This window comes from Aeromicrobium sp. JP4, from assembly GCF_054957925.1.
Genome location: NZ_CM143290.1, coordinates 542,733 through 558,017 on the forward strand (window position 1 = coordinate 542,733; position 15,285 = coordinate 558,017).

The following is a 15,285-nucleotide window of genomic DNA, read 5'->3' on the forward strand; positions in this document are numbered from 1 at the left end:
GATGCGACACGGCGAGTCCACCTGGAACGCCGAAGGACGCCTCCAGCACCGGAACCCGGCTCCCCCGCTGACCGAGCTCGGCCGAAGCCAGGCTCGCCAGGCCGCTGAGGAGCTGCGCGGCACGACCGTCGACGTCGTGCTCAGCTCTCCCGCGCTGCGCGCACGGCAGACGGCGAGCGTCGTCGCGGACGTCCTCGGGCTCGACGTCGTGGTCGACGACCGGCTCGTCGAGATGGATCACGCCGAGACCGTCGCGCAGGTGAGGCAGCGGGTGCTGTCCCTCGTCGGCGAGCACCCCGGCGAGCTGCTCGCGGTGAGCCACGGGGACACGATCGCCGTGGCGGTGGAGCTGCTGACCGGCGACCCGTGCTCCGTCCCCGCGAACGGCCAGATCCACGTGACGGGCACTCCGTGAGCCGCTCCCTCGCCGCCGGTCTGGCGCTCGGCTTCGTCCTCGACCGTGCCCTGGGCGATCCCGCCCGCTTCCATCCCGTCGCCGGGCTGGGCCGCTGGGCTGCCGCCGTCGAGCGTCACACCTACCGGGACCACCGAGGTGCCGGAGCGCTCCACCACTTCGCCGTCACCGCACCGCTCGTCGGTGCGGCGGTGCTGGCCGAGCGCGCCTGCCGTCGCCCGTGGCAGCGCACCCTGCTGGCCGCCGCGGCGACCTGGGCGGTCGTCGGCGGACGTTCCCTCGTCTGGGAGGGCTCCATCATCGGGGAGCAGCTCGGACGCGACGACCTGCCCGCTGCTCGGGTGCAGGTGACCCACCTCGTGGGCCGCGATCCCAGCCGCCTCGACGCCGACGGGGTCGCCCGCGCGGCCACCGAGTCGCTCGCCGAGAACACGTCGGACGCCGTGGTCGCGCCCCTGCTTTGGGGAGCGGCCCTCGGCGTCCCCGGCCTCGTCGGGTACCGCGCGGTCAACACGCTGGACGCGATGGTCGGCCACCGCTCGGCGCGCTACGAGCGCTTCGGCTGGGCCAGCGCGCGGATCGACGACGTGGCCAACCTCGTCCCGTCACGGGTGTCGGCGGCCCTTGCGGTGGGGCTCGCGCCGCACGTGGGCGGACGTCGGTCGGACGCGCTCCGCGCCTGGGTCCGGGACGCGCGTCACCATCCCAGTCCCAATGCCGGTCCGGTCGAGGCGGCCTTCGCCGGCGCGCTCGGCGTGACACTCGGCGGGATCAACGACTACGCCGGTCGCGTGGAGCACCGGGCCGAGATGGGCGACGGACCCGCGCCCGCGGTCGCGGACCTGCCGCGAGCCACGCGACTCGCCACCGCGGTGGCCTGGGCCGCCGCGGCCCTCAGCGTGGGGCTTGCGCTCGCACCCAGGCCCTGGCGTCACCGGCGTCACCCACGGCCGTGACCCCCTCGGGTCCGGCCGCACGACGCACGATGACCACCGGAACACCGAGCTCGCGCGCCACGTCGAGCTTCGCCTCGGTGTGGTCCCCGCCCGAGTCCTTCGTCACCAGCACGTCGACATCGGCCATGACCTCCCGCTCGTGCTCGAGCGTGTAGGGACCGCGGCTCTGAAGCAGGGTCCAGGCGGCAGGCAGCTCGATCTCCGGCGGGTCGACCACGCGCACGACGCAGGCGTGGTCGCGCAACGGACCGACGAACCGGTGGAGGGACTGCCGTCCGATGGTCAGGAAGGGGCGCCGGCCGAGCGTCGCGGTCACGCGGGCTGCCTCGTCGTGGTCGTCGACCCAGTGCCAGCCCGCCGCCTCGGGACGGCCGGACCAGCCCGGGCGCTCGAGCCGCAGCAGCGGCACGCCCGCGGCGCGGCACGCGGCGGCCGCGTTCGCGCTGATGCCCTCCGCGAACGGATGGGTCGCGTCGACGACGACCTGCACCCGCTCGTCGCGCAGGTGCTCCGTCAGGCCCTCGACGCCGCCGAAGCCACCGACCCGGACGTCACCCACCGGCAGCCGAGGCCGGGCGACACGCCCCGCGAGCGACGTCACGACGGAGTCGCCGTCCTCCACGAGCCGGCCGGCGAGGTCGCGCGCCTCCCGCGTGCCACCGAGCACGAGGACCCTCATGCGTGCGGCCCGATGACCGGGACGGACGGCGCACCCTGCTCGGCGAGGGTGAGCAGGGCGTCGACGTCGAGGTGCTTCTCGGCGAGGTCGCCCAGCAGGTCGAGGCGCGCGTCGCGGGCCGCGGCGAAGTCGACGCCGGACGCGACGAACGAGCCGCCGCGGGCCCGGGCCGCGAGATCGAGGACGGCCGTGCGCAGCTCGTCGGACTCGAGGCTGCCGTGCCACATCGTGCCGAGGACCGCACCGTCCTGCACCCCACCGAGGAAGTCCGTGGCGCCCGCGTCGCGGCTGATCCGGCCGTGGTGGACCTCGTAGCCCGTGGCGGACGCACCCAGCGCCTCGCCACGCGGCAGCCGCAGCGTCTTCTCCGCGGCGAAGGTCGTCTCGACGGGCAGCAGCCCCAGACCGGGGACGCTGGCCGGATCACCGGCCTCGATCCCCTCGGGGTCGTGCACGTGGCGCCCCAGCATCTGAAACCCGCCGCAGATCCCCAGGACCGCGCGCCCCGACTCCGCATGGCGGAGGATCGCCCGGTCGAGGCCGCGCGAGCGCAGCCAGGCCAGGTCGGAGATCGTCGCCCGCGTGCCGGGCAGGACGACCAGGTCCGCGTCGGCGAGGTCGTGGGGATCGGCGGTGAACACGACGTCCACGTCGGGCTCCAAGCCGAGCGCGTCGACGTCGGTGAAGTTGCTGATCCGGGGCAGCCGCACGACGACGACCCGCAGTGCCGCGTCGCTCCCGGTGCGACGGCCTTGCAGGTCGAGGGCGTCCTCGGAGTCGAGCCACACATCAGGGCTCCACGGCAGGGTGCCGAAGACGGGGCGTCCCGCCAGCTGCTCCAGCTGGCGCAGCCCCGGCGCGAGGAGCGACTCGTCCCCCCGGAACTTGTTCACGACGAAGCCGGCCACGAGCGCCTGGTCCTCGGGCTCGAGCAGCGCGACCGTGCCGTAGAACGCCGCGAAAACGCCCCCGCGGTCGATGTCGCCGACCACCACGACGGGCATGTCGGCGTGCCGCGCCAGCCCCATGTTCACGTAGTCGCCGGCCCTCAGGTTGATCTCGGTGGGGCTGCCGGCCCCCTCGGCGACGACGAGGTCGTACCGCGACGCGAGGTCGTCGTACGCGGCGTAGGCCGCGCCGGCCAGGTGCACCCGGCCACCGATGAACTCGCGGCTGCTGATCTCCCCGGCGGGCTCGCCCATCACGACCACGTGGCTGCGACGATCGCCGCCCGGCTTCAGCAGCACGGGGTTCATCGCCGCCTCGGGCTCGGCGCGGGCGGCCAGCGCCTGCACCCACTGCGCCCGGCCGATCTCGGCACCATCGGCGCACACCATCGAGTTGTTCGACATGTTCTGCGCCTTGAACGGCGCCACGCGGACGCCCCGACGGGCGAAGGCGCGGCACAGGGCGCTGGTCACCAGGCTCTTGCCGGCGTCGGAGGTCGTTCCCGCCACCATCAGCCGGGCGGTGCGGCGGGCCTGGGAGTCCACCGGACCAGTATCCCGTCCGCTTCGGTTCCACCATCGCCCGGGCAAGCGTGCCGCACTCTCGCCCTCCCGCGGAACCGGCAGTAGCGTCGGCGGGATGACGAACGTGCGCGAGTTCACGATCGAGGTCCCTGCGGCGACGCTCACCGACCTGCGCGAGCGCCTCGAGCGGACACGGCTCCCGCGACGCGCCGGTGCTGGCTGGGAGGCGGGCACCGACCCGGCGTATCTCGCGGAGTTCGTCTCCTCCTGGGCGCACGACTTCGACTGGCGACTCACCGAACGAGCGGTGAACCGGTTCCCCCAGAGGATCGTGCGGGCGTCGGGCACCGACGTCCACGTGCTGCACGTGCCCGCGCAAGTGACGGATGCGCCGATTCCGCTCGTCCTGACACACGGCTGGCCGAGCTCGTTCCTCGAGTTCCTCCCCCTGATCGGTCCGTTGACCGATCCCACGAGCCACGGTGGCGACCCCGCGGACGCCTTCGACGTGATCATCCCGTCGCTCCCCGGATTCGGATTCTCCGAGCAGCTGCCACACGGGCCGACCGAGCCGTCACGCATCGCGGACCTCTGGGTCGAGGTCGTGGAACAGCTGGGGTACCGGTCCTTCGGCGCGTACGGCGGCGACATCGGCTCCCACGTGACGAACTTCCTCGGAGCGCACCATCCCGAGCGCGTGCTCGGCGTGTTCACCCACCACCCCAACCTCCACCCCCAGCTCGATCCGGCGCGGCCACTCTCCTCGGCCGAGCAGCGATATCTCGAGCAGCGCAGCAGCGACCTCGGTGGTCACGACGACGGCTACGCGGCGATCCAGGCCACGCGGCCGAACTCCCTCTCGGCGGGACTCTCCGACTCCCCCGCCGGCCTCGCCGCTTGGCTGATCGAGAAGTACCGCGAATGGAGTGACTGCGACGGCGACCTGGAGTCGTCCATCGACCGCGGCACCCTGATGAGCATTGCGACCCTGTACTGGGTCACCAACACGATCGGCACCTCGTTCCTGCCCTATCGCGATGACGACTCGACGCCGCCGCTCCCGCCCGTCACCGTTCCGGCGGGGTTGATCCTCACCCCGGAGGACACCGGATATCCGCGGGAGTTCGCCGCCAGGACCTACACCGACATCCGGCTGTGGCGAGGGCCCGAGCGCGGCGGGCACTTCCTCGCCCTCGAACAGCCCGAGCGCCTCGTCCGCGACCTCCGTGACTTCTTCCGGCCGCTCCGCGCGTCAGCGCCGCACAGCGGCTGAGGGCCGGGCGACCACTTCGATCCATCGCGTCGGCGCCTCGATCGGACCCGGACCGAAGTGCCGCGTCAGCGCGTCCTCGGCGATCGCCGTCGCATCCTCGACTTTGAGGGTCTCGTGGTGCTCGATCGCCACCCTCAGCGGAGTGCCCTGGCAGAACGCCCGTGCGGCCTCCGCCGGGGTGGTGCGGCTCGTTCCTTCCACGGCCCGGATGGTGGCGCCCGGCATGCCCGCCTCCTCGAGGTCGTCCCGGATGCGCGGGAGGTGGAAGTAGCCGTGCGGCGTCCGACTCAGGAAGTCCACCGGGTGGTCGGGCGTGGCGGTGACGAGCGCGGCGTGGATGACCCACGGCACCTCGCTGGTCTCGATCCGGTCCCAGACGGTGAAGACGAACGACCCGCCCGGCCTCAGGACGCGGGCTGCCTCCCGGTACCCGTGGACACGGTCGGGGAAGAACATCGCGCCGAACTGGCACGCGACCACGTCGAAGGCTTGGTCGTCGAAGGGCAGGTCCAGCGCATCGGCCTGCTGCCACCTCACCGCCGTGTCCGGGACGGCCGCCGCGGCGGCGTCCAGCATCGGCTGGTTGAGGTCCGTGGCGGTGATCCTCGCGCCGGGACAGCTCCGCAGCAGAGCGGCGGTGAGCGCCCCGGTGCCGGCCGCGGTTTCGAGGACCTCCCCCGGCGCGAGATCTGAGACCACGCGGGCGAGGCTCTCGGCCGGCTCCTCGAAGATCATCGGCACGAGGAGCCGCTGGTAGACCTCCGGAATGCCGCCGCGGAACTGCGCATCCCGCTCCGCCTCCGCGTCGCCCATGTCTGCAACGTACGCCCGTCCCGGCGCACGTTCCAGAGGCGTACGGCGTCCTCAGCGCACCGTGATCTTCAGCGGCTTCGACGCGATCCGGAAGGTGTCGGCGTCACCGCCCCAGATCCACTTGTACGTGTGCTCGCCCTTGGGCTGCTTGTCGAGCGTGTAGATCTTGGACTTTCCGACCTTCACGTACAGGTTCTTGATCCGCTTCCCGTCGCGGTAGAGCGAGAGCCGCAGCGGCTTGTCGCGCCAGAGGTCGAATTCCGCGTCCTTGCCGTAGGTGTTGCCGATCCGGACACCGAAGCGCGCCTCGCCGGGTCCGGCCAGCGGCACCCCGTCCTTCACGTAGCCACGGTCGCGCAGGAACGTCGACCAGTGCACCTTCGTGACCAGCTTCACTCCACGGACGACCGCGCCGGGCTGGGAGATCCTGACCGGCGGGAACTTCACTGTCGGGAGACGGGGCGACCAGTCCTTCGTGCCGGCCAGCGGCACCGATCCGGCCGGCAGCCCGCGCAGGGTGAGGATGCCGCGTTCGTCGGTGAACGCGTCGCGATTCCCCGACAGCGGCCCCGCGGCACCGTCGGCGTAGACGAGGTATTCCGGCAGGCGGTGCCCGGTGGGCGTCATGACCGTCGCGCGAAGCGTTCCCCCGCGCGCCACCGTGAACGTGCCCAACGACGTGGATCCGGCCTGCACCGTCACCGCCACCGGTCCGAGCCAGGTGTACTTCACCGGTGTGAGGTCCCAGTAGTCGAACGACTCCTCCGCCGCCAGGGTGTACTGGCCGGGAACGGCTGCATCGGTGCGGAACTCGCCGGTCGCCGACGTCACGAGGTCGATCGGTGAGGCCGAGCCTTCCGGGTCCAACCTGACCTTCATCCCCTTCACCGGGCCGCCGAGGTCATCGACGATCCGCCCTGTCACGACGGAGTCAGGAGCCTCCGCCACGGCAGGCTGAACCCCTGCTCCCACCAATACCACCGTCATCGAGGCCGCAACGGCCGACGCCATCCAACGCATGGAACCATCCCCCCGAGCCCGACTTTCGTGCTCTCGGTCCCGAGCCTAGGCGGGCGTGTGAGAGATGTCACGGCTGTGGCACCTGGGGAAGAAGCGGGGCTCGCCGAACGTTGCACGTCGCTGTCGCCCCACGCTCGGTCGACCACCCGCAGACGTCTTCACCAGGAGTTTCGTGACCACCACCGCCACCCAGGCACCCCCGGCTCCGAGCACCGACCGCGCGGGGCGCCTCATCGCCCTGCTCGTCGGCTCGGCGTTCGTCGTCATCCTCAACGAGACGATCATGAGCGTCGCCCTGCCCGAGCTGATGCGGGAGTTCGACGTGCCGGCCTCGACGGCCCAGTGGCTCACGACCGCGTTCCTGCTGACCATGGCCGTGGTCATCCCGGTCACGGGCTTCCTGCTGACGCGCTACCCGCTGCGCCGGATCTTCATGGCGGCGATGATCTCCTTCACCGCCGGCACCCTGCTCGCGGCCCTGGCGCCCACCTTCGGGGTCCTGGTCGCGGCGCGATCGATCCAGGCGGTCGGCACGGCGCTGATGATGCCGCTGCTGATCACGACGATCCTCAACCTGGTCCCGGCCGACCGCCGCGGCCGGATGATGGGCACGGTCTCCATCGTCATCTCGGTCGCGCCCGCCGTCGGCCCCACGATCTCGGGCATCGTGCTGGACCAGCTCGACTGGCGCTGGATGTTCTGGCTCGTGCTCCCGATCGCGCTCGTCGCCCTCGGGCTGGGCGCGGCGTGGGTGCGCAACGTCACCGAGCCCATCGACGTGCCGATCGACGCCCTCTCGGTCGTCCTGTCCGCGCTGGCGTTCGGCGGACTGATCTACGGCCTCAGCAGCATCGGCGAGGCCGCCGCGGGCGAGGTCCCGGTCCAGCCGTGGGTCGTGATCGTCATCGGCGCCGTCGCCCTGGTCTTCTTCGTGGCACGTCAGCTCTCGCTGCGCGAGCGGGCCCTGCTGGACCTGCGCACCTTCGCCCACCGCACCTTCACGATCGCGGCCGGTCTGGTCGCGGTCAGCATGATGGCGCTCTTCGGCACCCTGATCCTGCTGCCGATCTACCTGCAGTCGGTGCTCGGTCTGAGCACGCTGGAGACCGGCCTCGTGCTGCTGCCGGGCGGCCTGACGATGGGCCTGCTGGCGCCGTTCGTCGGTCGCCTGTTCGACCAGTACGGTCCGCGCCCGCTCGTGGCGCCGGGAGCGGCGGTCACCTCGGTCGCCCTCTGGTCCATGGCGATGTTCGACACCGGCACGTCGCAGGGCACGGTCGTCGCCGTGCACGTGCTGATGAGCGTCGGCCTGGCGCTCATGTTCACGCCGCTGATGACCTCGGCGCTCGGCTCGCTGCCGCACCACCTGTACTCGCACGGCAGCGCGACCGTCTCCACGCTCCAGCAGGTGGCAGGCGCCGCGGGCACCGCACTCTTCGTCACCGTGATGACCCGCCGGTCCGTCGCCGAGATGGAGTCTGGCGCCTCGGTGGTGGACGCGACGGCCGCCGGTGTCCACGCCGCGCTCTTCTACGGCGGTGCGATCTCCGCGCTGGCCGTCGTGGTGGCGCTGTTCGTCCGCGGCCCGAAGGCGGGCGCGGCAGCCGAGGCTCCGGCAGCCTGAGCCGGGCGTCACGTTCCACTCTGCGGCGGGTCCCGGTTACCGGGTGGGAACTACCGTAGAGTGGACGTCATCGTTCGGAACCTTCCCGAGGCCCAGGCGAGCCCGCCGCCGGCTGAAGGTTCCCAGCATCCATCGCCGATGCCCCGCTGAGGATTTCCACCCATGACCGAGTTCGTTCCGCAGTTCCGCCCCGACGCCACCGACGCCCTCACCGAGGCGATGGCGCGACGGATCCTCGTGCTCGACGGCGCGATGGGAACCGCGATCCAGCGCGACCGCCCCGACGAGGCCGGCTACCGCGGTGATCGCTTCGCCCAGTGGTCGTGCGACGTCCAGGGCAACAATGACCTCCTCACGCTGACCCAGCCCGACATCATCGAGAGCATCCACCGCGAGTACCTCGAGGCGGGCGCGGACATCATCGAGACGAACACGTTCAACGCGAACGCGATCTCCCTGCGCGACTACGACATGGTCGACGTCGCGTACGAGCTGAACTACGCCTCGGCGCGGCTCGCGCGCGCCGCCGCGGACGCCGTCGGGACGCCCGACCACCCGCGCTACGTGGCGGGCGCGCTGGGCCCCACCACGCGCACCGCGTCGATCTCCCCCGACGTCAACGACCCCGGCGCCCGCAACGTCACGTGGGACGAGCTCGTCGACGCCTACCTCACGGCCGCGCGCGGCCTGGTCGACGGCGGCTCCGACCTGCTGATGATCGAGACGATCTTCGACACCCTCAACGCGAAGGCCGCGATCTTCGCGGTCGAGACGCTCTTCGAGGAGACCGGTCGCCGCTGGCCCGTCGTCATCTCGGGCACCATCACCGACGCGTCCGGCCGCACCCTGTCGGGCCAGACCGTCGAGGCGTTCTGGCACTCGATCCGCCACGTGAACCCGCTGCTCGTGGGCCTGAACTGCGCCCTCGGCGCCGACGAGATGCGTCCCTACATCGCCGAGCTCTCGCGCATCGCCGACTGTCACATCTCCTGCTACCCCAACGCCGGCCTGCCCAACGCGTTCGGCGAGTACGACGAGTCGCCCGACCAGACCGCGGCCATCCTGCGCGAGTTCGCCGAGAGTGGCTTCTTCAACGTGGTCGGCGGCTGCTGCGGCACCACCCCCGCGCACATCGGCTCGATCGCCGCCACCGTCGACGGCCTGCACCCGCGCGAGCTGCCCGAGATCGCCCCGGCCCTGCGCCTGTCGGGCCTCGAGCCCCTCACCGTCACCGAGGACTCCCTGTTCGTCAACGTCGGCGAGCGCACGAACATCACCGGCTCGGCCAAGTTCCGCAACCTCATCAAGGCCGAGGACTACCCCGCGGCCCTCGCGGTGGCACTGCAGCAGGTCGAGAACGGCGCGCAGGTCATCGACATCAACATGGACGAGGGCATGATCGACGGCGTCGCCGCGATGGACCGCTTCTGCAAGCTGATCGCGGGCGAGCCCGACATCAGCCGCGTCCCGGTCATGGTCGACTCGTCGAAGTTCGAGGTCATCGAGACCGGCCTGAAGGCCATCCAGGGCAAGTGCATCGTCAACTCGATCTCCCTCAAGGAGGGCGAGGAGCCCTTCGTCGCGCACGCCCGCCTGTGCCGCAAGTACGGCGCCGCGATCGTGGTGATGGGCTTCGACGAGGACGGCCAGGCCGACAACCTCGAGCGCCGCAAGGAGATCAGCCAGCGCGCGTACCGGATCCTGACCGAGGAGGTCGGCTTCCCGGCCGAGGACATCATCTTCGACCCGAACGTGTTCGCGGTCGCCACCGGCATCGAGGAGCACGCCGCGTACGGCCTGGACTTCATCGAGGCCACCCGCTGGATCAAGCAGAACCTGCCGGGCGCCCTCATCTCGGGCGGCGTCTCCAACGTGTCGTTCTCGTTCCGCGGCAACAACGCGGTGCGTGAGGCGATCCACGCAGTCTTCCTGTTCCACGCCATCGAGGCCGGCATGGACATGGGCATCGTCAACGCCGGCGCGCTGGTGCCCTACGACACCGTGCCCACCGAGCTGCGCGACCGCATCGAGGACGTCATCCTCAACCGTCGCGAGGACGCGGCCGAGCGACTGCTGGAGATCGCCTCCGACTACGCCGGCACCGGCGAGAAGGCCGAGGCGGCCACCGAGGAGTGGCGCGACCTGCCCGTCGGCGAGCGCATCACGCACGCCCTCGTCAAGGGCATCGACGCCCACGTCGAGTCCGACACCGAGGAGCTGCGCCAGCTGATCTCCGACCGCGGCGGCCGCCCGATCGAGGTCATCGAGGGCCCGCTCATGGACGGCATGAACGTGGTCGGCGACCTGTTCGGCGCCGGCAAGATGTTCCTGCCCCAGGTCGTGAAGTCGGCGCGAGTCATGAAGAAGGCCGTCGCCTACCTGATCCCCTACATCGAGGCCGAGAAGTCGCCCGACGACGTCAGCAACAGCAACGGCACCGTGATCATGGCCACCGTCAAGGGCGACGTCCACGACATCGGCAAGAACATCGTCGGCGTGGTCCTGCAGTGCAACAACTACGACGTCATCGACCTCGGCGTCATGGTGCCGGCGCAGAAGATCCTCGACGCCGCGCGCGAGCACAACGCCGACGTCATCGGCCTGTCCGGCCTCATCACGCCCTCGCTGGACGAGATGGAGAACTTCGCCGCCGAGATGGCGCGCCAGGAGTTCGACATCCCGCTGCTGATCGGCGGTGCCACCACGTCGCGCGCCCACACGGCCGTCAAGGTCGACCGCAAGTACCCCGGGCCGGTCGTGTGGGTGAAGGACGCGTCGCGCTCGGTGCCCGTCGTGGCCGCGCTGCTGTCGGACGAGCAGCGACCGAAGCTGATGGCCGACATCAAGACCGACTACGACGCGCTCCGCGAGCGTCACGCCTCGCGCGGCGACGCCCGCACGATCCTGCCGCTCGACGCCGCCCGCGCGGGCCAGACCCCGCTCGACTGGTCCGACTACACGCCGCCGGTCCCGGCCCAGCTGGGTGTCCAGGAGTTCGGCCCCTACCCGCTCGGGGAGCTGCGCGAGTACATCGACTGGCAGCCGTTCTTCAACGCGTGGGAGATGAAGGGCTCGTTCCCCGACATCCTCAACTCCCCCACCCACGGCGAGGCGGCGCGCAAGCTCTACGAGGACGCCAACGAGATGCTCGACCGGATGATCGACGAGGACTGGCTCACCGCTCGCGGTGTCGCCGGACTCTTCCCGGCGGCGCGCGAGGGCGACAGCACGATCGTCTACGCCGACGAGTCGCGCACCACCGAGCTGACGCGGTTCCACCACCTGCGCCAGCAGACCGAGCACCGTCCCGGCGTCCCGCACCGCTCGCTGGCCGACTTCGTGGCCCCGGTCGACGCCGGCGTGCCCGACTACGTGGGTGCGTTCGCCGTCACCGCCGGCCTGGGCAGCACCGAGAAGGTCAAGGAGTTCAAGGCCGAGCTCGACGACTACTCCGCGATCATGGTCGAGGCGCTCGCCGACCGGCTGGCCGAGGCGTTCGCCGAGCGGCTGCACGAGCGGGTCCGCACCGAGATCTGGGGCTACTCCCCCGACGAGAAGCTCAGCAACACCGAGCTCATCAAGGAGAAGTACGACGGCATCCGGCCCGCGCCGGGCTACCCCGCCTGCCCCGAGCACACCGAGAAGAGCACCATCTGGTCGCTGCTCGACGTCGAGGCGCGCACGGGCATCGAGCTGACCGAGAGCATGGCCATGTGGCCGGGCGCCTCCGTGAGCGGCCTGTACCTCTCGCACCCGCAGTCGCAGTACTTCGTGCTGGGGCGCATCGGGCGCGACCAGGTGCAGGACTACGCCGAGCGCAAGGGCTGGACCATCGCCGAGGCTGAGCGGTGGCTGTCGCCGAACCTCGGCTACCGAACCGAGGATGAGTAGGCTGAAGGCGTGACCGATGCCGACATCCCCGTCCTGAGGAACCCGTGGATGGTGGCCGCCTTCGAGGGCTGGAACGATGCGGCCGACGCCGCCACGAGCACGGTCGACCACCTGCTCGAGGAGTGGGACGCCGAGATCTTCGCCGAGCTCGACCCCGAGGAGTTCTACGACTTCCAGGCCGTCCGCCCGGTGATCGCTCCGTCGGAGAACGGAAGCCGCGACATCGTGTGGCCCACGCCCACGCTCTACCTGGCCCATCCTCCGGGTCATGACCGCGACGTGCTGCTGCTGCGCGCCGTCGAGCCGAACTACCGCTGGCAGGCGTTCTGCGCCTCGGTGGTCGAGCTGGCCCAGGCCGCCGGCGTCCAGGAGCTGATCACCCTCGGCGCGCTGCTGGCCGACACACCCCACACCCGGCCGGTGCCCGTCACGGGCTCGACGAACGACCCCGTGCTGATGGAGCGCCTGTCGCTCGACCAGTCCCGCTACACCGGGCCGATCGGCATCACCTCGGTGCTGAGCGACGTGGCCGCGCGCGCGGGCCTGGCCACCGCGGGCATCTGGGCCGCCGTGCCGCACTACGTGGCCGAGCCGCCCTGCTACAAGGCCACGCTCGGCCTCTTGGGCGCTCTCGAGGACGCGATCGGCGTCGGCCTGCCGCAGGGCGTCCTGCGTGAGATGTCCGAGGCGTGGCAGCGCGGCGCCGACGAGCTCATGGACCAGGACGAGGACCTGCTCGACTACGTCCGCACGCTGGAGAACGAGCGCGACGCCGGCGACACGCCCGAGGCCTCCGGCGACGCGATCGCCCGCGAGTTCGAGCGCTACCTGCGCCGCCGCGGCAGCGACGACGCCTGACCCCTTCGCGGAGCCGATCTCGCTGCGTCAGAGTGCGATGCCCAGCAGCGCGTCCACCGCGGTGCGCATGACCCGGGGGCCGTCGACGTCGTCGCCGCGGTTCGAGGCCCAGGAGTCGACGGCGGCCAACGCCGCAGGCGCGTTCAGGTCGTTCGACAGCGCGGCACGCAGCTGCTCCACGAGCTCGGCGCCCGACGGGCCGGTCGAGCGGTCGGCCGCGGCGCGCCACGTGGCCAGTCGCGACTCGGCTGTCTCGATCGCGTCGCCGAACCACTCCCAGTCCTCGCGGTAGTGGTGCGCCAGCAGCGCGAGGCGGATCGCCATCGGGTCTCGACCTTCGGCGCGCAGCTTGGAGACGAGCACCAGGTTGCCCTTGGACTTGCTCATCTTCTCGCCCTCGTAGCCGACCATGCCGGCGTGGACGTAGGCGCGCGCGAACGCCTCGCCTGTGGCCGACTCGGCCTCGGCGGCCGACATCTCGTGGTGCGGGAACACCAGGTCGGATCCACCGCCCTGCACGTCGAATGCCGTGCCGAGGTGGTGCAACGCGATCGCCGAGCACTCGATGTGCCAGCCCGGTCGGCCGCGACCCAGCTCGGTGTCCCACGCCGGCTCGCCGGGTCGCTCGGCCTGCCACAGCAGGCAGTCGAGCGGGTCGCGTTTGCTCGGCCGGTCGGGGTCGCCGCCGCGCTCGGGGAAGATCTTGAGCATCGTCTCGGTGTCGAAGCCCGAGACCGTGCCGAAGCCGGCCGCGGACCGCACCTCGAAGTACAGGTCGTCGTCGACCTTGTAGACGGCGCCCGTCTTCTCCAGCCGCTTCACGAGGTCGACCACGAGCGGGATCGACTCGACCGCGCCGACGTAGTGCTCGGGCGGCAGGATGCGCAGCGCGGTCATGTCCTCGCGGAAGAGCTGCGTCTCACGCTCGGCGAGCTGGACCCAGTCGATGCCGGTGGCGGTGGCGCGCTCGAGCAGCGGGTCGTCGACATCGGTGACGTTCTGCGTGTAGTGCACGTCGAGCCCCTGGTCGAGCCACACCCGCTGCAGCAGGTCGAACGCCAGGTAGGTGTTGGCGTGACCCAGGTGCGTGGCGTCGTAGGGCGTGATGCCGCAGACGTAGAGCCGCGCGGCACCCTCGGGCGTGGAGGGGACGACCTCGCGGCGGGCGGTGTCGTGGACGTGGAGCCCTGGTCCCGATCCGAGCCCGGAGTCGGAGAGTCGAGGGATCGGCGGGCGGGACCAACTCTGCATGTCGTCGAGCCTATCGGGACCGTGAAGTCCACAATGAGCAGGTGATCATGGATTGCGCGGTGTATCTCGACGGAGTGCGCGAGGAGACCGACCGCGACCCCGAGACCCTGGACGACACGCTGGCCGACCTGACGGGCCAGGACTTCCTCTGGATCGGCGTCAGCGACCCCACGCACGAGGAGATGGAGCGCCTCGGCGGGGCCCTCGGGCTGCACCCTCTCGCGATCGAGGACACGCTGTCACCGCACCAGCGGCCCCGCGTGGACCGGTTCAGCGACCACCTCTTCCTTTCGCTGCGGATCGTGTCGTACAGCGACGACGACATCACCACCAGCGAGGTCAACATCTGCCTCGGGCACCACTACGTGCTCACCGTCCGCCACGGCGGGCCCCAGCTCTCGGTCGCGCGCCGCCGGGCCGAGTTGGTCCCCGACCGCCTCAAGCAGGGGCCGATCGCCGCCGTGCACGCCGTGGTCGACGCGATCGTGGACCGCTATGAGGACGTCGCCGCCGAGCTGGTGACCGACGTCGAGGAGGTCGAGTCCTCGGTCTTCTCGGCCGACCGCACCCGCGACTCCGCGCGCATCTACCGCCTCAAGCGCGAGACCCTGGAGTTCCGTCACGCCGTGGCTCCCCTGCGCGACCCCATCCTGCGCTTCGCCCAGGTGGCCGACCCCGAGGACCTTCGCCCCTACTTCCGCGACATCGGCGACCATCTCCAGCGCGCCCTCGACGCGATCGACTCGATCGACAGCCTGCTGTCGAACGCGCTGAACGCCCACCTCGCGCAGCTCAGCGTGCAGCAGAACGAGGACATGCGGAAGCTCACCGCCGGCGCCACCCTCTTCGCCATCCCCACCGCCGTCGCCGGGATCTACGGCATGAACTTCGAGCACATGCCAGAGCTGACCTGGACCTACGGCTACCCCGCCTGCCTCGCCGCCATGGGCGGCGCCTGCCTGTACGTCTACCGGCGCTTCAAGAAGTCCGGCTGGCTCTGAGGACGAACAATGATGCTTTGCGCCCCGCTGAG

12 protein-coding genes are annotated in these 15,285 nt (G+C 71.1%); 7 read left to right on the plus strand and 5 right to left on the minus strand.

Features of this window, described 5'->3' with window-relative positions; genetic code table 11:
- Nucleotide 1 precedes the first annotated feature (1 nt).
- Both ACY1JX_RS02730 and ACY1JX_RS02735 read left to right on the plus strand, forming a co-directional pair.
- Nucleotides 2-415, plus strand: coding sequence for a histidine phosphatase family protein (locus ACY1JX_RS02730; protein WP_462565132.1), 414 nt, complete (start codon nucleotides 2-4; stop codon nucleotides 413-415).
- Nucleotides 412-1,371, plus strand: a complete 960-nt coding sequence (locus tag ACY1JX_RS02735; RefSeq protein WP_462565133.1) for a cobalamin biosynthesis protein — start codon at nucleotides 412-414, stop codon at nucleotides 1,369-1,371. The genes ACY1JX_RS02730 and ACY1JX_RS02735 overlap by 4 nt, the downstream gene beginning before the upstream one ends.
- On the opposite strand, the gene ACY1JX_RS02740 is transcribed toward ACY1JX_RS02735, so the two are convergent.
- Nucleotides 1,310-2,050 carry a cobalt-precorrin-6A reductase gene (locus tag ACY1JX_RS02740; RefSeq protein ID WP_462565134.1) on the minus strand — a complete coding sequence of 247 codons (741 nt, stop codon included), beginning with the start codon at nucleotides 2,048-2,050 and terminating at the stop codon, nucleotides 1,310-1,312. The genes ACY1JX_RS02735 and ACY1JX_RS02740 overlap by 62 nt on opposite strands.
- Complete coding sequence (locus ACY1JX_RS02745) at nucleotides 2,047-3,510, minus strand: cobyric acid synthase (RefSeq protein WP_462565863.1); 1,464 nt, start codon at nucleotides 3,508-3,510, stop codon at nucleotides 2,047-2,049. The genes ACY1JX_RS02740 and ACY1JX_RS02745 overlap by 4 nt, the downstream gene beginning before the upstream one ends.
- A 127-nt stretch (nucleotides 3,511-3,637) precedes the next feature.
- On the opposite strand from ACY1JX_RS02745, the gene ACY1JX_RS02750 reads away from it, so the two are divergent.
- The gene (locus ACY1JX_RS02750; RefSeq protein WP_462565135.1) at nucleotides 3,638-4,795 is read left to right on the plus strand and encodes an epoxide hydrolase family protein; all 1,158 of its coding nucleotides are present in this window, start codon (nucleotides 3,638-3,640) and stop codon (nucleotides 4,793-4,795) included.
- Here ACY1JX_RS02750 and ACY1JX_RS02755 read toward each other — a convergent pair.
- Complete coding sequence (locus ACY1JX_RS02755; RefSeq protein WP_462565136.1) at nucleotides 4,775-5,608, minus strand: class I SAM-dependent methyltransferase; 834 nt, start codon at nucleotides 5,606-5,608, stop codon at nucleotides 4,775-4,777. The two genes, ACY1JX_RS02750 and ACY1JX_RS02755, sit on opposite strands and share 21 nt — an antisense overlap.
- 51 nt (nucleotides 5,609-5,659) lie before the next feature.
- Nucleotides 5,660-6,628, minus strand: a complete 969-nt coding sequence (locus ACY1JX_RS02760) for a carboxypeptidase-like regulatory domain-containing protein (RefSeq protein WP_462565137.1) — start codon at nucleotides 6,626-6,628, stop codon at nucleotides 5,660-5,662.
- 172 nt (nucleotides 6,629-6,800) lie between these two features.
- Here ACY1JX_RS02760 and ACY1JX_RS02765 point away from each other — a divergent pair, with 172 nt between their 5' ends.
- The 3 genes from ACY1JX_RS02765 (at nucleotide 6,801) to ACY1JX_RS02775 (ending at nucleotide 13,001) form a co-directional block, all read left to right on the plus strand.
- Nucleotides 6,801-8,252, plus strand: a complete 1,452-nt coding sequence (locus ACY1JX_RS02765) for an MDR family MFS transporter (RefSeq protein WP_462565138.1) — start codon at nucleotides 6,801-6,803, stop codon at nucleotides 8,250-8,252.
- A gap of 162 nt (nucleotides 8,253-8,414) precedes the next feature.
- Entirely contained in the window at nucleotides 8,415-12,143 is a 3,729-nt protein-coding gene (metH, locus tag ACY1JX_RS02770) for a methionine synthase (protein ID WP_462565139.1), read from the plus strand.
- 9 nt (nucleotides 12,144-12,152) lie between these two features.
- Entirely contained in the window at nucleotides 12,153-13,001 is an 849-nt protein-coding gene (locus ACY1JX_RS02775; protein ID WP_286928930.1) for a PAC2 family protein, read from the plus strand.
- A 27-nt stretch (nucleotides 13,002-13,028) separates the two neighbouring features.
- Here the strand turns inward: ACY1JX_RS02775 and mshC are convergent, their stop codons facing one another.
- Nucleotides 13,029-14,252, minus strand: a complete 1,224-nt coding sequence (gene mshC / locus ACY1JX_RS02780) for a cysteine--1-D-myo-inosityl 2-amino-2-deoxy-alpha-D-glucopyranoside ligase (RefSeq protein ID WP_462565140.1) — start codon at nucleotides 14,250-14,252, stop codon at nucleotides 13,029-13,031.
- Nucleotides 14,253-14,299: 47 nt separating this feature from the next.
- Here mshC and corA point away from each other — a divergent pair, with 47 nt between their 5' ends.
- Nucleotides 14,300-15,253 carry a magnesium/cobalt transporter CorA gene (corA, locus tag ACY1JX_RS02785; protein ID WP_462565141.1) on the plus strand — a complete coding sequence of 318 codons (954 nt, stop codon included), beginning with the start codon at nucleotides 14,300-14,302 and terminating at the stop codon, nucleotides 15,251-15,253.
- Nucleotides 15,254-15,285 lie beyond the last annotated feature (32 nt).